Annotated in this window: 23 protein-coding genes and 1 riboswitch; of the genes, 11 read left to right on the top strand and 12 right to left on the bottom strand. The window is 74.5% G+C overall.

The features are described from left to right. Window positions 1-7: 7 nt before the first annotated feature. A complete protein-coding gene (locus ACI782_RS07145; protein WP_456907544.1) occupies window positions 8-358 on the bottom strand; it encodes an STAS domain-containing protein in 351 nt (116 codons plus the stop codon). Window positions 359-433: 75 nt separating this feature from the next. Between ACI782_RS07145 and ACI782_RS07140 the strand changes: the two genes are divergently transcribed. From ACI782_RS07140 to ACI782_RS07130, 3 genes are read left to right on the top strand one after another with little or no spacing between them, the layout of a single operon-like run. Beyond that, window positions 434-865, top strand: coding sequence for an ATP-binding protein (locus ACI782_RS07140; protein WP_456907542.1), 432 nt, complete (start codon window positions 434-436; stop codon window positions 863-865). A gap of 37 nt (window positions 866-902) precedes the next feature. Further along, window positions 903-2,327: a protein kinase domain-containing protein gene (locus tag ACI782_RS07135; RefSeq protein ID WP_456907784.1), complete on the top strand. Its 1,425-nt coding sequence runs from the start codon at window positions 903-905 to the stop codon at window positions 2,325-2,327. Between the two features lie 26 nt (window positions 2,328-2,353). Beyond that, a complete protein-coding gene (locus tag ACI782_RS07130; RefSeq protein ID WP_456907540.1) occupies window positions 2,354-3,532 on the top strand; it encodes an RtcB family protein in 1,179 nt (392 codons plus the stop codon). Between the two features lie 176 nt (window positions 3,533-3,708). On the opposite strand, the gene ACI782_RS07125 is transcribed toward ACI782_RS07130, so the two are convergent. Then, window positions 3,709-4,191, bottom strand: a complete 483-nt coding sequence (locus ACI782_RS07125) for a hypothetical protein (protein ID WP_456907538.1) — start codon at window positions 4,189-4,191, stop codon at window positions 3,709-3,711. Between the two features lie 118 nt (window positions 4,192-4,309). Then, complete coding sequence (locus ACI782_RS07120; protein ID WP_456907536.1) at window positions 4,310-5,158, bottom strand: NmrA/HSCARG family protein; 849 nt, start codon at window positions 5,156-5,158, stop codon at window positions 4,310-4,312. Window positions 5,159-5,203: 45 nt separating this feature from the next. On the opposite strand from ACI782_RS07120, the gene ACI782_RS07115 reads away from it, so the two are divergent. Then, window positions 5,204-6,103 carry an SMP-30/gluconolactonase/LRE family protein gene (locus tag ACI782_RS07115; RefSeq protein ID WP_456907534.1) on the top strand — a complete coding sequence of 300 codons (900 nt, stop codon included), beginning with the start codon at window positions 5,204-5,206 and terminating at the stop codon, window positions 6,101-6,103. Window position 6,104: 1 nt separating this feature from the next. Here ACI782_RS07115 and ACI782_RS07110 read toward each other — a convergent pair whose 3' ends face one another. The 3 genes from ACI782_RS07110 to ACI782_RS07100 are packed head-to-tail and all read right to left on the bottom strand — an operon-like array spanning window position 6,105 to window position 7,515. Next, entirely contained in the window at window positions 6,105-6,314 is a 210-nt protein-coding gene (locus ACI782_RS07110; RefSeq protein ID WP_456907533.1) for a hypothetical protein, read from the bottom strand. Between the two features lie 29 nt (window positions 6,315-6,343). Then, a complete protein-coding gene (locus tag ACI782_RS07105) occupies window positions 6,344-7,300 on the bottom strand; it encodes a D-2-hydroxyacid dehydrogenase family protein (RefSeq protein WP_456907531.1) in 957 nt (318 codons plus the stop codon). A gap of 44 nt (window positions 7,301-7,344) precedes the next feature. Then, window positions 7,345-7,515 carry a hypothetical protein gene (locus ACI782_RS07100; RefSeq protein WP_456907530.1) on the bottom strand — a complete coding sequence of 57 codons (171 nt, stop codon included), beginning with the start codon at window positions 7,513-7,515 and terminating at the stop codon, window positions 7,345-7,347. Between the two features lie 351 nt (window positions 7,516-7,866). Continuing rightward, a riboswitch (cyclic di-AMP (ydaO/yuaA leader) is annotated at window positions 7,867-7,992 on the top strand. 12 nt (window positions 7,993-8,004) lie between these two features. On the opposite strand from ACI782_RS07100, the gene ACI782_RS07095 reads away from it, so the two are divergent. Then, window positions 8,005-8,517: a C40 family peptidase gene (locus ACI782_RS07095; protein WP_456907528.1), complete on the top strand. Its 513-nt coding sequence runs from the start codon at window positions 8,005-8,007 to the stop codon at window positions 8,515-8,517. 42 nt (window positions 8,518-8,559) lie between these two features. Here the strand turns inward: ACI782_RS07095 and ACI782_RS07090 are convergent, their stop codons facing one another. Next, window positions 8,560-8,934, bottom strand: coding sequence for a hypothetical protein (locus ACI782_RS07090; protein ID WP_456907526.1), 375 nt, complete (start codon window positions 8,932-8,934; stop codon window positions 8,560-8,562). 205 nt (window positions 8,935-9,139) lie between these two features. Between ACI782_RS07090 and ACI782_RS07085 the strand changes: the two genes are divergently transcribed. Together ACI782_RS07085 and ACI782_RS07080 are read left to right on the top strand one after the other, a co-directional pair. Beyond that, a complete protein-coding gene (locus ACI782_RS07085) occupies window positions 9,140-9,403 on the top strand; it encodes a type II toxin-antitoxin system VapB family antitoxin (protein ID WP_456907524.1) in 264 nt (87 codons plus the stop codon). Continuing rightward, window positions 9,400-9,798 carry a type II toxin-antitoxin system VapC family toxin gene (locus ACI782_RS07080; RefSeq protein WP_456907523.1) on the top strand — a complete coding sequence of 133 codons (399 nt, stop codon included), beginning with the start codon at window positions 9,400-9,402 and terminating at the stop codon, window positions 9,796-9,798. The genes ACI782_RS07085 and ACI782_RS07080 overlap by 4 nt, the downstream gene beginning before the upstream one ends. Before the next feature lie 32 nt (window positions 9,799-9,830). Here ACI782_RS07080 and ACI782_RS07075 read toward each other — a convergent pair whose 3' ends face one another. Both ACI782_RS07075 and ACI782_RS07070 read right to left on the bottom strand, forming a co-directional pair. Further along, complete coding sequence (locus ACI782_RS07075; RefSeq protein WP_456907521.1) at window positions 9,831-11,270, bottom strand: DUF4407 domain-containing protein; 1,440 nt, start codon at window positions 11,268-11,270, stop codon at window positions 9,831-9,833. After that, window positions 11,267-12,142, bottom strand: a complete 876-nt coding sequence (locus ACI782_RS07070) for a hypothetical protein (protein ID WP_456907519.1) — start codon at window positions 12,140-12,142, stop codon at window positions 11,267-11,269. Before ACI782_RS07070 ends, ACI782_RS07075 begins: the two co-directional genes overlap by 4 nt. A gap of 186 nt (window positions 12,143-12,328) precedes the next feature. Here ACI782_RS07070 and ACI782_RS07065 point away from each other — a divergent pair, with 186 nt between their 5' ends. Continuing rightward, the gene (locus ACI782_RS07065; RefSeq protein ID WP_456907517.1) at window positions 12,329-12,847 is read left to right on the top strand and encodes an HAD domain-containing protein; all 519 of its coding nucleotides are present in this window, start codon (window positions 12,329-12,331) and stop codon (window positions 12,845-12,847) included. A 59-nt stretch (window positions 12,848-12,906) separates the two neighbouring features. On the opposite strand, the gene ACI782_RS07060 is transcribed toward ACI782_RS07065, so the two are convergent. Continuing rightward, the gene (locus ACI782_RS07060; RefSeq protein WP_456907515.1) at window positions 12,907-13,518 is read right to left on the bottom strand and encodes a hypothetical protein; all 612 of its coding nucleotides are present in this window, start codon (window positions 13,516-13,518) and stop codon (window positions 12,907-12,909) included. Window positions 13,519-13,659: 141 nt separating this feature from the next. Between ACI782_RS07060 and ACI782_RS07055 the strand changes: the two genes are divergently transcribed. The 3 genes from ACI782_RS07055 (at window position 13,660) to ACI782_RS07045 (ending at window position 16,747) form a co-directional block, all read left to right on the top strand. Further along, on the top strand, window positions 13,660-14,376 hold the full coding sequence (locus ACI782_RS07055) for a winged helix-turn-helix transcriptional regulator (RefSeq protein ID WP_456907513.1): 717 nt from the start codon (window positions 13,660-13,662) through the stop codon (window positions 14,374-14,376). A gap of 93 nt (window positions 14,377-14,469) precedes the next feature. Further along, the gene (locus ACI782_RS07050; protein ID WP_456907511.1) at window positions 14,470-15,831 is read left to right on the top strand and encodes an FAD-binding oxidoreductase; all 1,362 of its coding nucleotides are present in this window, start codon (window positions 14,470-14,472) and stop codon (window positions 15,829-15,831) included. A gap of 22 nt (window positions 15,832-15,853) precedes the next feature. Continuing rightward, a complete protein-coding gene (locus tag ACI782_RS07045; RefSeq protein ID WP_456907509.1) occupies window positions 15,854-16,747 on the top strand; it encodes a carbohydrate kinase family protein in 894 nt (297 codons plus the stop codon). A gap of 6 nt (window positions 16,748-16,753) precedes the next feature. Here the strand turns inward: ACI782_RS07045 and ACI782_RS07040 are convergent, their stop codons facing one another. Next, window positions 16,754-17,125: a type II toxin-antitoxin system death-on-curing family toxin gene (locus ACI782_RS07040; protein WP_456907507.1), complete on the bottom strand. Its 372-nt coding sequence runs from the start codon at window positions 17,123-17,125 to the stop codon at window positions 16,754-16,756. Beyond that, entirely contained in the window at window positions 17,122-17,328 is a 207-nt protein-coding gene (locus tag ACI782_RS07035) for a ribbon-helix-helix domain-containing protein (protein WP_456907505.1), read from the bottom strand. The genes ACI782_RS07040 and ACI782_RS07035 overlap by 4 nt, the downstream gene beginning before the upstream one ends. Window positions 17,329-17,331 lie beyond the last annotated feature (3 nt).

Raw genomic sequence — 17,331 nt, 5'->3', positions numbered from 1 at the left:
CGGGACGCTACGGGCTGGCCTCCCCCTCGGTGAGGCTGGGCGCCTCGACGATCGGCACCAGCGCCTCGAGTTCCAGCAGGTCGATGACCAGCCGGACCGGCCGGTTGACGCGGGGGCAGACGACCTGCAGCCGCACGCCGCTGCGGGTGGCCCGCCGGGCGCTCCACGCCAGCTGCCGGGCGCCGGAGGAGTCCAGGAAGCTGGTGTCGGTCAGGTCGACCACCATGGAGCGGGGCTCGATGGCCAGCACCGCGTCGACGGCCTCGGACAGTTGCGGCGAGGTCGCGATGTCGAGCTCGCCGCGGACTCTCAGCGCGGGTCGCCCGAGCACCGTCGTCCGCTCGATCTCGAACAGCAACGGATGGTCCCCTCGTCGTGGTCCACTGGCCTCCCGCAGGGTAGTGGCCACCGTGACGGAAGGGGGACCCGAGGCGTGGACATCGCGTTCACCGTCCGCCTCCCGGTGGACAGCACCAGCGTCCCGTTCATCCGCGGGCTGTGCCGGCAGGCACTCGAGCACCTGCGGGTGGAGCGGCCGGTGGTCGACGGGATCATGCTGGCGCTGACCGAGGCGTGCGCCAACGTCATCCGGCACGCCGGGGAGCACGCCGACTACGAGGTGCAGGTCGCCATCGACGACACGACCTGCCGGATCAGCGTGTTCGACGACGGGCCGGGCTTCGACCCCGACGCGCTGCCGGAGGACCGGGGGGACTCGCCCCTGGACGGCGGCCGCGGCCTGCTGCTCATGCAGGCCCTGGTCGACCGGCTGGACTTCCGGCACGACGCCGACGGCCGGCACCGGGTGACCCTGGAGAAGCGGCTGTCCGCTTCCCCGCCGCTGCGCCTGGTCGACCCGGTCTGACGCCGCCCCGGGTGCCGGTTCGCGGCGCGGGCCGCCGATAACGGGTGGAGCGGCGGGGAGTCCCACGAGCAAGGAGTCGACCCTGGATCTGTCAGGTTGCGTCCTCGGCAACCGGTACGCCCTGGAGACCCTCCTGGCGACCGGCGGCATGGGCCAGGTGTGGCGCGCCCGGGACGTCGTCCTGGAGCGACCGGTGGCCGTGAAGCTGCTGCGCAGCGAGTACACCGACGACCCCACCTTCCTGGCCCGCTTCCGCGCGGAGGCCCGGCTGACCGCCGGCCTGACCGCGCCGTCCATCGCGACGCTGCACGACGTCGGCGAGTCGCAGGGGCCCGGCGGGGGGCGGCTGGCGTTCCTCGTCATGGAGCTCGTCGACGGCGAGCCGCTGTCCGCGCTGCTGAAGCGGGAGGGCCTGCTCGGGGCGGACCGGACGCTCGGCGTGCTCCGGCAGGCCGCGGCGGGACTGGCCGCGGCCCACGCCGCCGGGGTGGTCCACCGGGACGTCAAGCCGGCCAACCTCCTGGTGACCGCGGAGGGCACCGTCAAGATCACCGACTTCGGGATCGCGTGGTCGGCGTCGAGCGTGCCGGTCACGCAGACCGGCGAGGTGATGGGCACGGTGCAGTACCTCTCCCCCGAGCAGGCCCGGGGCGAGAAGGCGAGCCCCGCCAGCGACGTCTACGCGCTCGGCCTGGTGGCGTACGAGTGCCTGACCGGCCGGCGGGCCTTCGACGGGGAGACGCCGGCGCAGGTCATCGCACTGCAGATCTCCTCGGCGCCCGAGCCGCTGCCGCCCGACGTCCCGCCCGCCCTGCGCCGCCTGGTCGAGCGGGCCCTGGCCAAGGACCCCGCGGTCCGCCTCCCCGACGGCGCCGAGTTCCTCCATGCCGTGGACGAGGTGCTGGCCGGCCGGGACCCCGACCCTCCCGCGCGCGACCGGACCCGCGTCCTCCCCGTCGCCGGGCCCTCGCCGACCACCCGCCTGCTGCCGTCCGGGGCCGGGCCCGGGCCGGCGCGACGGCTGCTCGTGCCGCTGGCCGCGCTGCTCACGCTGGCGGTCGTGGTCGGGGCGGTGCTGCTCGCCACGCGCGGGACGTCCTCCCCCGCGACGGAGCCGACCCCGTCGCCGTCTCCGCCGGCAGGGGTCGAGGTCGCCTCCGCCGACCACGTCGGCCGGCCGGTGTCCGACGTCCGGGCCGAGCTGACCGAGCTCGGGCTCACCGTGCAGCTGCGGCCGCTGCAGACCGCGGACGTCCCCGACGGCCAGGTCATCGCCGTCGACCCGCTCAGCACCCTGCAGCCGGGCGACACGGTGACCGTCACGCACGCCGTCGCCCCGCCGGCCCCGGCTCCCGCTCCGGCCGAGGAGGACGAGCCCGACGAGGACGAGGGCGGCAACGGCAACGGCAACGGCAACGGCGCCGACAAGCCGAAGAAGGACAAGGGCAAGAAGAAGGACTGAGGTCCACGCGCGGGTACCGGTCGGGCGTGGAGAAGATCAACGACCGCCTGCTCAACTGGGCGTCGATCCTCGAGCCGACCACCCGGATGCAGGCCGAGCGGACCGCGTCGATGCCGTTCATCCACCCGCACATGGCGCTGATGCCCGACGCGCACCTGGGCCTGGGCGCCACCGTCGGGTCGGTGATCCCGACCGACGGCGCGATCATCCCGGCGGCGGTCGGGGTGGACATCGGCTGCGGGATGATGGCCGTCCGCACCCAGTTCACCGGCGACGACCTGCGCGGCCGGAACCTCTCGACGCTGCACGAGCAGATCTCGCGGGCCGTCCCGCTCTCGGCCGGCCGGTACAACAAGAGGCTGCGCGAGACGGCGGCTCCGCGGGTGGAGGAGCTGCGGGCGCTCCCAGGCGCCGCCCAGGCCGACGGCGTCGCGCACAACTGGCCCCTGCAACTGGGGTCGCTCGGGTCGGGCAACCACTTCATCGAGGTGTCGCTGGACGAGGTCGACCGGGTGTGGCTGTTCCTGCACTCCGGCTCGCGCGGGGTGGGCAACCGGCTGGCGTCCAAGCACATCCGGGTGGCCAAGGACCTCACCGCCGCGCGGGACGTCGACCTCCCCGACCGCGACCTGGCCTACCTCGAGGAGGGCGAGCCGGAGTTCGACGCGTACCTGGAGGCGCTGCTCTGGGCGCAGCGGTTCGCCTACCTCAACCGCGAGGAGATGATGGACCGCGTCGCCGAGCAGGTCTCCCGGTTCTTGAGTCGGCGTGGCCTCACGACGGAGGTCGAGCGGCTGCAGGTGGTGAACGCGCACCACAACTACACCGAGCGCGAGGAGCACTACGGCCAGCGGGTGTGGGTGTCCCGCAAGGGCGCGATCTCCGCACGGGAGGGCCAGTGGGGGCTGATCCCGGGGTCGATGGGCGCGGCGTCCTACATCGTCGTCGGCCTGGGCAACGTCGAGGCGCTGCACTCGGCGCCGCACGGGGCGGGCCGCAACCACTCGCGCGGCCAGGCGCGCAGGCTGTTCACCCGCGCGGACCTGGACCGCCGGATGAAGGGCATCGCCTGGGGCCGCTCGGACGCGTTCCTCGACGAGCACCCCGATGCGTACAAGCCGGTGGACGTCGTCATGGCCGACGCGGCCGACCTGGTGGAGATCCGGCACACGCTGCGCCAGGTGGTCAACGTCAAGGGCGACTGAGGCCCCGGCCGGTCGGTACCCCCCTGCGGACGCTCCTGCTCTGCGTACCGGGTGCACGCAGAGCACGAGCCTGTCCGGGATGCACGCCCGGGCCGGATGGCTCCGTCGCGTGCTCGTGCTCTGCCCTCGGTGGTGGGCAGAGCACGAGCACCCCGCGATGTCGTCCCGTCCGGTCGTCAGCCCTCGTCCACGTTCCCGGCGCGCCGGGCGTGGCCGAGGCCGATCGGGCGCTCACCGGCCAGCGCCAGCGCCTCCACCGCGCCGGCGTCGTCCAGACCGTCCCGGCCGCGGCTGGCCTCGAAGAGCTCGACCTGTTCCTCGATCCACCGTTGGTGCCGGTTCCACGCGTTGAGCGGCGTGGTGCCGAGCGACTCCCCGATCCGCGCCCACGACGCCCCGGCCCGCAGCGCCGCCCGGACGCCGAGGTGCTGCGCGTCGTAGGCCCGGCGGGCGACGACGACGCCCAGGTCGAGCAGCTCCAGGGACTCCTCGAGGTCGAGGGGCTCCACCTCGCCGCGCAGGTGTCGGGTCCAGGTGTGCGTGGGCGCCGCGGCGCGGGGCCGCGGACCCGCCGACGCGTTGTCCCGCCGGCTCAGGTAGTCCAGCCGCGTCGCCGCCGTGACCATCGGCAGCACCAGCCCGGGGACGCCGATCCTCATGGCGACCGAGCCTCGGGCAGCCGCACCCGCCGCCCGGGTCACCGTCGGCCGTGTCGCCGGCATCCCATCGCGACACGCGGCGGGCGTGACCCTCCGCGATCGACCGGGGACAGGGCGGTCAGGGTGTCCAGCCGGTGCGGGCCAGCCAGGTGGGCAGGTCCTGCAGGTCGGGGGCCAGGGCCCGGGTGGCGCCGACGTCGGCCCGGTAGGCGGGCGGCCGCGCGAACCAGCCGAACATCGCGCGGGAGTCCTCATCGTCGCCCAGCGCGTCCAGCGGCACCGGCTCGTACCGGCCCGGCAGCCCGGCCCGTTCGCCGAAGGCCGCAGCGATCTGCTCGCCGGTCCGCTCGTCCCCGCCGATCTCGATGCTGCCGTCGGGCACCCGGGACGGGTCCAGCAGGACGGCGGCGGTGACCGCGCCGATGTCGGCGACGGCGATCATCTGCAGCGGCACCCCGGCCGGCAGCGCCATCCGGACGACGACCTCGCCGTCGTCGGCCGAGGCCATCCACCGCAGGTTCTCCATGAAGAAGACCGGCCGGACGAACGTCGCGGGCAGGCCGAGGGACTCGACGTGCTCCTCCACGCGGCGCTTGCTCTCGAAGTGCGGGATGCCGGTGTCCCGCTCGGCGCCGCCGACGGAGGTGAACACCAGGTGCTCGACGCCGGCGTCGGCGGCCGCGTCGGCCTGGGCGGTGCCGTCCGCGACCTCGCCGTCGACACCTCGCGGGCCGAACGGCGTGGTCATCGCGAACACCCGCTGTGCGCCGCGGAACGCCGTCCGCAGGCCGTCGGGGTCCTGCATGTCGGCGCGGACGAGCTCGGCGCCGCGGTCGGCGAGGTCCCGGGCCCTGGCCGGGTCGCGCACCAGGGCCCGGACCCGGGCGCCGGCGTCCAGCAGGGCACGCGCGGTGGCGCCACCCTGCTGTCCGGTGGCTCCGACGACGGCGATCACGGGTTCGGGCACGCTGCGCTCCTCGATGGGGGTCGGGTGCCCCTAGGGTGCCCGACCATGGCGGAGCGGCAGCCCAGGACGGTGCTGGAGGGCGGCGGGTTCTTCGAGGGCCCGCGCTGGCACGAGGGCACGTGGTGGGTGTCGGACTTCTACCGGCACACGGTCAGCCGGGTGAGCCCGGACGGCGCGGAGACCGTCGTCGTCGAGGTGGCGCAGCAGCCCTCCGGGCTGGGCTGGCTGCCCGACGGCTCGCTGGTGGTCGTGTCGATGAAGGACCGCCGGGTGCTCCGGTACGCCGACGGGACGCTGACCACGCACGCCGACCTCGCCGAGCACTGCGGCGGGCACCTCAACGACCTGGTGGTCGACGCGCACGGGCACGTGTTCGTCGGCGACTTCGGCTTCGACCTGATGGGCGGCGGCAGCGCGGCGACCGCGTCGCTCAAGCGGGTCGACCCGGACGGCACGGTGTCCGTCGCCGCTGAGGGGCTGCAGTTCCCGAACGGCTCGGTCATCACCCCGGACGGCGGCACGCTGGTCGTCGGCGAGACGCTGGGCAACCGGTACACCGCGTTCGACCTGGGCGCCGACGGGGCGCTGACCAACCGGCGGGTGTGGGCGGCCCTCGGCCCGGAGGTGACCGGGACGACGGTCGACGAGGTGCTCGGCCAGCTGGTCGTGGCCCCGGACGGCTGCGCGCTGGACGCCGAGGGCCGGATCTGGGCCGCCGACGCGGTCGGCGGCCGGGTGGTGCGGGTGGCCGAGGGCGGCGAGGTCGTCGACGAGGTCGCCGCGCCGTCCGGGCTCGGCGTCTACGCCTGCATGCTCGGCGGGGACGACGGCCGCACGCTGCTGATGTGCTGCGCGCCGGACTTCTACGAGCACAACCGCGCGCCGGTGCGCGAGGCGGTGCTGCTGGCGACCGAGGTCGACGTCCCCCACGCCGGCCGGCCGTAGGTCAGCTCCCGGTGTCGCCGGGCGGCGGCTGGCTGGAGCGGTGCGGGACGCTGGGGTCCTCGGTCCCGATGGTGCCGCCCTGCGCCGCGCGCGGTTCCTCCGCCTGCGACGGCGGACCGACCAGGTCCTCCTCGGGCTTCTCCCCCGGGATCTGGTCGGGACGCTCGTTGACGCCGCCGGCGGGTCGGCCGGTCATGTTGCCCTCGGACATGTCTGCTCGGTACCCGGGGCCCGCCGCGGTCACGCGGGGGTGAGCACCCGGACCGGCGAGCCGGCCAGGAAGGCGGCGACGTCCTCGACGGCCTCGCCGTAGAACACCTCGTAGGTGCGGCGGGTGACGTAGCCCAGGTGCGGCGTGAGGACGGTCCGCGGGGCGCGGCGCAGCGGCGAGTCGGCCGGCAGCGGCTCGCGGTCGAAGACGTCGAGGCCGGCTCCGGCGATCCGTCCCTCGGTCAGCGCCGCGACCAGCGCGGCCTCGTCGACGACCGGCCCGCGGGAGGTGTTGACCAGGATCGCGGTGGGCTGCACCAGCCCGAGTTCGTGCCGCCCGACGGTGCCGCGGGTGCTGTCGGCCAGGACCAAGTGGACGGTGACGACGTCCGCCGTGGCGAACAGTTCGTCCTTCTCCACGCGGCGGACGTCGGCGGCCGCGGCGCGCTCATCGGTGAGGTGCGGGCTCCACGCGACGACGTCCATCTCGAAGGCCTGCCCGATGCGGGCGACGCGGGTGCCGAGTCGGCCCAGGCCGACGACGCCGAGCCGGGAGCCGGCGAGGTCGGTGCCGACACTGGTCTGCCAGCGGCCGGCGCGCAGGGCGGCGTCCTCGGCCGGGACGTGCCGGGCGACGGCGAGGACGAGCGCCCAGGTCAGCTCGGCGGTGCCGGGCGCGTGCGCGGCGGTGCCGCAGACGGTGACGCCGCGGTCGCGGGCGGCGGCGAGGTCGATGGCGGCGTTGCGGAGGCCGGTGGTGACCAGCAGCCGCAGGTTCGGCAGGCGGTCGAGCAGGCTGCGTGGGAACGGCGTCCGCTCGCGCATGGCGACCACCACGTCGAAGGGTGCGAGCCGCTCCGCGACGGCGTCCTGATCGCCGAGGTGGTCGTGGAACGTCACGACGTCCAGCGGCTCGGGGACGCCGGACCAGTCGGCGAACTCCGCGGCGGCCGACTGGTAGTCGTCGAGGACGGCGACCCGGTGCACGCGACCCCCGCCCGGGACCGGGCGGGGGTCAGCGGGCCCGGGCGTCAGTGGACGGGACCGCGGCCGTAGCCCTTGCCGCCACCGCGCTTCTTGTTCTGCTCGCCCATCTTGGCGATGAACTCCTTGATCTTGGCCTGGTTCTGCGGCTTGCGGGCCTCCTGGATGACCTTCGCCGCGATCCCCGACGCCACCAGCTTCCGGATCATGCCGGCCATGGGGGTGTCCCTCCTCGTTCTCGGTTGACTGCAGTCGTGCCCGGCCAACGGGCGCGCCAACCACCGGGTTCCGAGAGCTGTCCGCACTGCGGACGTCACGCCGTGTGAGAACACACCGCGATGTGAAGACTTTGGTCCCAACGCGCTGACCTGCGGAGACGCAGCCGTGACATTCCCGCGCGCTGCGTAGTCCCCCGAGGTCGGCGCGGCGTGTCGCCATCCGGACAGGCCGCCGTCCCGCGTCCACAGGCCGTCTGCGCCGCCCGTCGTCCTTCTCTACGGTCGGGCGCGGTCCAGCCGGGCCCCTCGTCGCCGAATCGTGGTGACACCGGCCGGACTACGCCGAACCGGACGCGGTACTCGCCGCGCCCGGACCGGGGACCCACCGAATCCCTGGGGTGAAGCGCGTTCGCGCGCCGGGCGACTCCCCCGTCCGAACCCGTCAGCTAACCCGGTAGGCGGCCGTGGAGAACAGGAGAACCGTCGTCGATGACGACTGCCCGCACATCCTTCGCTCGTCGCTCGTTCCGCGGGATCGCCGTCGCCGCTGTTGCCGGCGCCGCCGTGACCCTCGCCCCCGCCACTGCCTCCGCTGACGCCGGTGACGCCGGCTCCGGCGCGGTCGCCGCCGCTCCGGCCGCCGCTCCGAACGGGGCCGCGCAGAAGGCGGTCGACACCGCCCTGGCCCAGCAGGGCGACCCCTACGGCTGGGGCGCCACCGGTCCCAACGCCTTCGACTGCTCGGGGCTGACGACCTTCGCCTACCGGGAGGCCGGCATCTCGCTGCCGCGCACCTCGAAGGCGCAGTCGACCTTCGGCACCCCGGTGGCGAAGGCCGACCTCAAGCCCGGTGACCTGGTGTTCTTCTACAGCCCCGTCTCGCACGTCGGGATGTACATCGGCAACGGCCAGATGGTGCACGCCTCGACCGCCGGCCAGCCGGTCAAGGTCGCGAACCTCGACTCGATGCCGAGCTACGTCGGGGCGCGCCGGGTCGCGTGAGTCGCGGCGCCCCGGCCGTTCGCCATCGAACGGCCGGGGCGCTCACTGCCGGCAGGGCACGGGGGCCCGCTCGACCGGCTGGAGTGAGAAGACCGCACGGGGGTCGCTCGGCCAGGAGTGCGGGAACAGCAGCCCGAGGCGGGTGTTCAGGAAGCCGCCGGGGCCGTGCTCCCGTGCCAGGGCCGTCAGGGCGCCCGCGTCGTGGTTGCGGTAGCGCCGCAACTCGTCGCCGGCGGCCACGGTGACGACGTCACCGACGGCGCCCATGACGACGACCGACTGCCAGTGCTCGGCGGCGTCGTCCTGGCACAGCCGGACGTGCGCCGGGTGCGCGGCGTGGCCGGGGGCGATCCGGCGGCACGGTGACGGTGCCTCGACCCGGCTCGCGCCCGGGTCCGGCTCGAGGTGGTCGGACACTGGCTCTCCCTCCGTGCGTGGCCGGACAGCCGGCCGGCTGTCCAGTGTGGACACCGGGATGACCCGGCAGCGGCGCGGAGGAACGCCCCGGACGCCGAAGTCGCCCGCCCGCATGGGTGACGCCGGAGCCCGATGACGGACGGTCACTGCACGCCCGCTCCACGCGAGGTGGAGAATGGTGGAACGCTGGCGCTACCGTTCCACCATGGCCCTGAACATCAAGAACGCCGAGGCGGAGGAACTCGCCCGACAGCTCGCCGCGGCCACGGGAGAGAGCGTCACCCGTGCGGTGTCCGTGGCCCTGCAGGAGCGGCTCGACCGAGTGCGGAGTCGCGATCGTGCCGCGTCGGCAGCGCGGGCGGCGCGGATCGCGGCCATCGCCGAGGACGCCACCGGCCGCTGGGCCGAGCCGTATCGCAGCACCGACCACAGCGAGCTGCTGTACGACGAGGCGGGACTGCCTCGTTGATCGTCGACACGTCGGCTCTCGTCGCCATCCTCCGCGGCGAGCCCGATGCCGACCGGTACGTCGAGGCACTGGCCGGCACGGTCGGATCACGGATGTCTGCCGCGACCTACCTGGAGACCGCCGTCGTCGTCGACGCGAACCGCGACCCCGTGCTCAGCCGCCGGCTCGACGACCTGCTCGCGGTCGCAGACGTCTCCGTCGAAGCCGTCACGAAGGAGCACGCGGACATCGCCCGTCAGGCGTACCGCGACTTCGGCAAGGGCAGCGGGCATGCCGCCGGGCTCAACCTCGGCGACGTCTTCTCGTACGCCCTCGCCCGCGCCACCGATGAGCCCCTCCTGTACAAGGGCGAGGACTTCGCCCACACGGACGTGACCCCGGCGCTGCGCCCCTGAGCCCGCTGGCCCGACCGTCCCCGCCGCTGGGCTCACACGGGGCCGGTCGAGGAGCCGGCCAGGCGGCCGTCCCGCGGGTCCTCGGAGCCGAACGGGTCGGCCGAGTACAGCGCGTCGAGGTCGTCGGGGGTCGGCATCCCTCCCGTCGACGTCGTGCGCCCGAGCTGCTCGTCCCGCCAGCGGCGCACACCATCGTGGGTGACGTCCAGCTGCGCGTCGAGCACCATGGCCGTGGCCCGGGACTCCGCCTCCAGCGTCCGGGCCGCCCGGGCCTCCGCGGCGGCCAGTGCCGAGCGGGCGAGCGTCTCGGCCTCCTCGTACTCGGTCTGCAGGCGCAGCCGGGCACGCTGCTCGACCTTCTCCTCCCCCAGCGAGACCAGCCGCTCGTAGAGCGACGGCGGCGCCAGCGCCAGCATCGTCTTGAAGATGATCGGCAGGCACTCGAGCGCGGTCATGAACAGGAACAGCAGCAGGTGTGCCGTGTGCAGCACCGGGTCCGCGTCGCTGATCCGACCGAGCGCGGTGAGCCGGGCGAGGATCCCGTCGCTGTCGCCCACGGCGGCCCGGTGCGCGGCGATCTCCGCGTCCCGCTGCGCCTCGATGCCGGCGATCTGGTCCCGGAGGACCGGGAGTGCGGCTCGGGCGTCGGCGTCCTCACGTGCGTCCTCGACCTGGAGCTGCTCGCGGACCTGGTCCTTCAACACCTCGAGCTGCGCGGCCAGGTCGTCCCGTTCGTCCCGGAGCCGGTCCCGGTCGGCGATCTTCTGCTCGGCCGCCGCCGCGATGCCGGGGTCGCCGGTGCCGCAGGTGCCGTCGATCTCGCACTGGACGGCCGCGGCGGCCGCGGTGTACGTGCCGGCCACGTCGTCCAGCCGCTGCTGCAGGTCCACGACGGCCGGGTGGGCGATGACGTCGGCCTCGGTCGGGCCCTCCCTCAGCTCCCGCTCCAGGTCGGCGACCTGCTCCCGCATCGCCGGCAGCCGGCTGTAGCGGCTGTCCTGCTGGAGCTGGTCGTTGAAGGCCTGCTCCTCCTCGGCCGCCATGACCTGGACCTCGGTGCTGATCTCCGCGCTGAACACGGCGAGCGTGAGCGGGGTCGAGATGACCGCGCCGACGAGGACGGCGAGGAGGACCCGCGGGAGCGCCATGGCGAGGGTGCCGAGCTTGGTCCTGAGCCGGGGGGTCGAGACGACCAGCCAGCGGTCCAGGTTGAGGATGACCAGGCCCCACGCGACGCCGCCGAGGACCGCGAACGGCCACCAGAAGTGCAGGGCCAGGTGCAGGGCGTAGCTCGCCGCGACCGCGGCGATGGCGGCCGTCGACAGCAGCACCGCACCCATCGCGACCTGCTTGGTGCGCTCCTTGGGCGCCTCCCGCAGGACGTCGCGGTTGGCGCCGGAGACCGTGATCAGTCCGTCGGCGATGGTCCGCCGGCTCACCCGCCGGCGGCCCGACGACCGTTCCGCGCTCACTTCGCCTCCCCCATTCCGTTGCGACCCGCTCGCCGCAGGCCGTCGACCACCGACGCCGGCACCCCCACGAACCGCGGGGAGGCATCGAGCCGCGGCCGCAGGCTGTCCTGCGTGGTCCAGAACGCGTCGAGCCGCTGGGTGATCGGGCTGGGCGCGCCGATCGTGGCGGCGACGTCGGCCCGGAGGGCCACCGGCGGTGGTGCTGCCACGGTGGGCAGGTCGAGCTGGGGCACGGTCATGGCGATGACGGCGGCCGTGGCCACCGGCGTGGAGCCGTGCCGGTTGCGGGCGACGACCTCGATGCGCCGGGTGGCGTCGACGCGGGCGAGGGCCTGGCCGCAGGCCGGGTGGCCACCCCGGCCGTCGACGGCGACGTCGCGGGCGTGCTCGAAGCACCAGGTGACGCTCACGTCCGAGCCGGGCCGGACGATCGTGTGGCTCACCGACAGCGCGCGCAGCACCGGCGCCTGCTCGACCGGCGACTCGGCGTCCAGGGGGGCGCCGTGCCGGCAGGTGACGGCCGCGGGCACGTCGTCGTCGGCCGTGACCCGCTGCTGGGCCTCTGCCTCGCGCCAGTCGCGGATCCAGCGGTCGGTCCAGGGCAGCGGCGAGGACGGCTGCGCGGCTCGCGCCGGTCGGGTGCCGCCGTCCAGCCACCGCCAGCCACGGGCGCGCAGCCACGCGAGGAGGAGCAGGAGGAAGAAGGACCACAGGAAGGCCTCGGCGAGGTCCTCGAGGAAACCGGCGACGCGGTCCGCCTCGAGGTGGCCGCTCCACTCGGTGTTGTTGCTCAGTGCCACGAAGCCGGCGACGAACACGAGCAGTGCCCAGCCGACGACCAGCGGATCACGCCGCAGCGGTTTCCGGAACATGTCTCCCCCGTGCGCGGCTCGACCCGCGCGTGTCCCCCGTGTGCCGACGCGTCCTCGGGGAACGCCATCGACTGTTCCGGTGGATTGTCACGCTCCGTCACCGGCGAACGGGAGGTCTGGTCACCCGAAGGTGCGACCGGCTCGGCGGGTAGTGACTCCGCACCGCACCGGTGGGAGGAGGTCCCCGTGGTCGAGGGCAACGACGTCCCGATCCTGTTGCTGGACGTCGACGGCGTGCTCAACGCGGCCTGCGTGGACCTCCCCGAGGGCTGGCGGCGGGGCACCTTCAACGGGTTCGTGCTGTCGTGGGACCCGACGATCACCGCCCGGCTGCGCGCGCTGCACGAGTCGGGGCGGGTGGAGATCCAGTGGCTCACCACCTGGGCCGGCAACGCCGACGAGCTGCTCGCCGAGCCGATGGGACTGCCGCGCGGGCTGAAGACCCACGAGCGGGAGGACGCCGCCCCGACGGGGTTCCTCGGGCGGCTGGGCGGGGCGTCGGGCTGGTGGAAGCTCGACCTGGCCCGCGTGGTGGCGCAAGCCGAGCCGGACCGGCGGATCGTCTGGATCGACGACGACCTGGCCGAGCAGGCGGCTGACACCGGGGAGTGGCTCGCCGCGCACCCGCACGTGCTGGTCGTCGCGCCGGACCTGTTCGCCGGGCTCACCCACGAGCAGCTCGACGAGATGGAGGCCTGGCTCTGACGGAGGCGTCCCTCGAGCCGCGCGCGCCGCACGACGCACGGCGCACGCGGGGCGTTCGGCTAGGGGACCCGGACGAAGTCCCTGCCGTTCCAGTGCCACTCCACCGTGAGCGGGACGGACGGACCGGAGGCATGCGAGTCCTCCGGCGCGTACGCGGTCATCCCGGCGACGACGTCGCCGTCCTGGACCGACAGCTCGGCCGGCTCGTACACAGGGGCGAGGATCGTCGCCTCGCGCAGGGTGCGTGGACTGGGCAGGGAGCCGAGCCGCTCGCCGGAGGCGGCGAAGACCTGCACCTCCTCGACGATCCCGTTGGACGGCTGCGGCGAGCACCGGAGCAGGACGACGGTGTCCGGCGCGCCGTCCCCGTCGACGTCGCCCGTGGCCTCGGCCGTGAACCGGACGTCGTAGTGGTCGTAGAACGGGGGCCGGCTCGCGTCAGCGGGCACGCGCGCGACCCCGTCGACCAGCGTCGCCGGGAAGCCGTCCGGGACGATCCCGTCGCACGTCACGCTGTAGGTGGCGTTGCGCCAGTCGGTCGCCGGGGGACCCGGTGCCGCCCCGGTGCCGCCCGCGGCGGCGCACCCGGCCACCAGGCACGCGGCCAGGCCGACGGCCGCCGGCCTCCCCACGGCCGTCAGCCGTCCCGGCTCGACCCACGACACGGACATCGGCGACCACCTCGGCCGGGAGCGGAGATCTCGACACCGAGCGTCCCACCCTGCGGCCGCCGTCGGTGCCGTCGTGCGAGCGGCTGGGAACGGGACCTCGGGGTACCGGTTCTCCCCGTCTCGCCGGTGGGACCCTGACGCATGCGGAGCCACGGCCAGTTCTGTCCGATCGCCCGGGCCGCCGAACTGCTCGCCGAGCGCTGGTCGATCGTCATCCTGCGCAACGTCGTCATCCTCGGCTGCCGGACCTTCAACGAGATCGCCGACGGCGCACCCGGCCTCTCCCGGGGACTGCTGTCGAAACGGTTGCGGGAGCTGCAGCGGGCCGGGGTGATCGACATCCGGCCCAAACCCGACGGGCCCGGCTCGATCTACGAGCCCACCGAGGCGGGACGCGAGCTGACGCAGGTCTTGCGCGCCCTCCAGGACTGGGGCTCGCGGTGGGCCGACCTGACCCCTGAACACGCCCATCCCGGCGTCGTCCTGTGGGCGTGGGCGACCTTCCACCTGGACCCGGAGCGGTTGCCGCGCCACCGGGTGCTGGTCCGCTTCGACCTCCCCACCCGGGCCGGGCCGGGCAGCCGCGCCTGGCTGCTGATCGAACGGGGCGACGCCGAGATCTGCGATCGGTACCCCGGGGGTGAGGAGCACCTGGTGGTGGCGATCCACGATGCGGTGGCGTTCCCCCGCTGGCACCCGGGCCAGCTCGGCTGGGGCGAGGTGCTGCGGCGCGGAGCCGTCGAGGTGACGGGCTCCCCCGACCTCGCCCGGGCCTTCCCCACCTGGCACCGGGCCTCCGCACTGGGCCCTCGACCGCTGCACGCCACGGATCTCGTCGCGGCGCCGGCGGCCGGCTGAGGACGGCGCACCGGTTCACACTCTGCACTTCTCCGGCGCGGCTCCTCGCCACACGCTCGATCCATCTCGAGAGGTCCGATGAGGGAGAGCGTCATGGAGATCGCAGGGTTCTCGGGAGCGGTGCTCGAACCGGGCGACGAGGGCTTCGAGACCGCCCGGCAGCTCTGGAACGGGGACGTCCAGCGGAAGCCGGCCGTCATCGCCGGCTGTACCGGGACCGCCGACGTGCTGGCGGCGGTGCGCTGCGCCCGGGAGCGCGACCTGCCGATCGCGATCCGCGGCGGGGGGCACGCGGTGGCCGGGCACGCGATGTGCGACGGCGGCCTGGTCGTCGACCTGTCTGCCATGACCGGCGTGCGCGTCGACCCCCTGACCAGCACCGCCCGGGCTCAGGGCGGATGCCTGTGGCGGCACGTCGACCGGGAGAGCCAGGCCTTCGGGCTGGCGGTGACCGGCGGCATCGTGACCCACACCGAGATCGGCGGGTTGACGCTGGGCGGCGGGATCGGCCACCTCATGCGCCGCTTCGGGCTCACCGTCGACAGCCTGCTGTCCTGCGACCGGGTCACCGCCGACGGCCGGTTCCTCGTGGCCAACGCGGAGGAGAACCCCGACCTGTTCTGGGGCCTGCGGGGCGGCGGGGGCAACTTCGGCGTCGTCACGTCCTTCGAGTACCGGCTCCACCCGCTCGGGCCCACCGTGCTGGCCGGTGTGCTGGCGTGGCCCATGGACGAGGCGGGCGCGGTGCTGCGCCGGTTCCGCGACTTCGTCGCCGACGCCCCCGACGAGGTGGGGATCATGGCCAACCTGCGGCTGGCTCCACCGCTGCCGGTGTTCCCCGAGGAGCTGCACGGACGCCCCAGCGTGGCGCTCGTCGTCTGCTACGCCGGGCCCGTCGACGAGGGCGAGGAGGTGCTGCGGCCGCTCCGCACCTTCCGGGCGCCGGTCCTCGACGGCGTCGCACCCAAGGCCTACGAGACACACCAGGCGGTGTTCGACCCGGCCTACCCGCACGGCCGCCACTACCACTGGAAGTCCTGGAAACTGCCGCCGCTCACCGACGAGGCCATCGACGTGCTCGTCGAGCAGGGCGCCGCGATCACCTCACCGCTCTCGGCCATCCCCGTCTTCACCCTGGGCGGAGCCGTGGCCCGGGTGGACGACGACGCGACCGCCTTCACCGGCCGGACCGCGGCGCACGACGTCAACGTCGTCGCCTCGTGGCTGCCCGACGACCCGCAGCCCGACCGCCACCGGGCCTGGGCGCGGACGGCCTGGGCAGCGCTGCGCCCGTTCGCCCAGGGCGTCTACGTCCAACTTCTGTCGGACGAACCGGCGAAGCACGTCCGGGTCGCCTACGGGGAGCCCACGTACGCCCGGCTGGCCGCGCTGAAGCGCGAACACGACCCGTCGAACGTCTTCCGCTTCAACTCCAACATCGCCGCGGCCGCCTGAGCGGCCGGGCAGGCTGTCCTCCGTGAACGATCCTCCCTGGCCCCGTCGCGCGGTGCGGGGCCCGGTGGTCGCGCTCGGCAAGCTGGTCGTCGACCAGGTGCTGGAGCTGTCCGAGCCGCTGGTCATCGGCGGCCAGCAGCGGGTCGTGCGGACGACGACCGCGGGTGGTGCGCCGGCCAACGTCACGGCGAGCCTGGCGCGGCTCGGGGTGCCGGCACGGCTGGCGGGCTGGGCCGGCAGCGACCCGGGAGCCGACGGGTTGCTGGCCGCGCTGGCCCGCCGCGGGGTCGGCACGGCGCTGGTGCGCCGCGGCCGGACGCCGCTGACGACGGTGCTGGTCCACCCGGGCGGCGAGCGGACGCTGCTCGCCGACCGCGGGGACGGCGGACTCGAGCCGGCCGACGTGCAGAAGGCGTGGGTGGCCGACGCCGCCGTCGTCCACCTCGACGGCTACGACCTGCTGCGCTTCCCGGACGCACTGCGGGCCGCGGCGTCGCTCGCGCGGGAGGCCGGGGTGCCGGTCAGCGTGGACGCCGCGGCCGCAGCGCGGATCCGGCGGTTCGGGACGGCTCGCTACGGAGAGCTGCTCGCCGGGCTTCGGCCGGACCTCCTCTTCTGCACCGCGGCCGAGGCGGAGGCACTGGGGTTGGACGGCGGCCGGCCCGAGTGGGCGCCGGAACTGGTGCTCGTGCACGCCGGTGCACGGCCGACGCGGGTGCTGACGCCTCGCGGTGCGGCGGAGGTGCCGGTACCGCCCGTCCCGGAACTGCGGGACACGACCGGCTGCGGGGACGCCTTCGCCGCCGGTGTGCTGGCCGGCTGGCGCGCCGGGGCGCCGGTCCTGGACGCCGTCCGCGCCGGGCACGCGGCGGCCGCGGTGGTCGCCGCGGTGGTGGGCGCCCAGCCGCCGTCCTGAACCGCGTCAGCGCGGGACGACCCGCAGCCGCTCGGCGATCTCCTCGACGTCGGCTGTTCCGGCGGCCACGTCCATGACGAGCTCAAAGGCGGCGTCGTCACCGAGGTCCGGTTCGGAGGCGTTCAGGTCCAGGAAGACGACGGTGGCGAGCCACCCCAGGCGCTCGTTCCCGTCGACCAGAGGGTGGTTGCGCGCCAGCGAGTGCAACAGCGCGGCGGCCTTGAGCGGCAGCGTGGGATAGGCCTCCTGCCCGAAGACGTGCGATCGCGGTCGGGCGGCAGCGGCGTCCAGCAGTCCCACGTCCCGCACCGGTCCGGTTGCCAGTGCCCGGACGAGGCCGAGGAGGTCGTCGAGGTCGAGGTACTCGACCTCGCTCACACCGTGCCCAGCCGGCGGAGCACGTCGCCCCACCTGTCGATCAGCCGGGCCGAGCTGTCCTGGACCCGCGCCGCGTGACCGCTGCGCTCGTACCGCTCGAGGACCGCGCGCCGGATGACCTCCTGGCGCGACGTCCCCTCGGCGGCGGCGAGCGCCGTGAGTGCCTTCTCGAGCTCCTCGTCGGTTCGCAGCGTCAGCGCCATGGC

This window comes from Geodermatophilus sp. SYSU D00703 (assembly GCF_054050155.1).
This window is presented reverse-complemented; position numbering and strand designations above follow the sequence as displayed.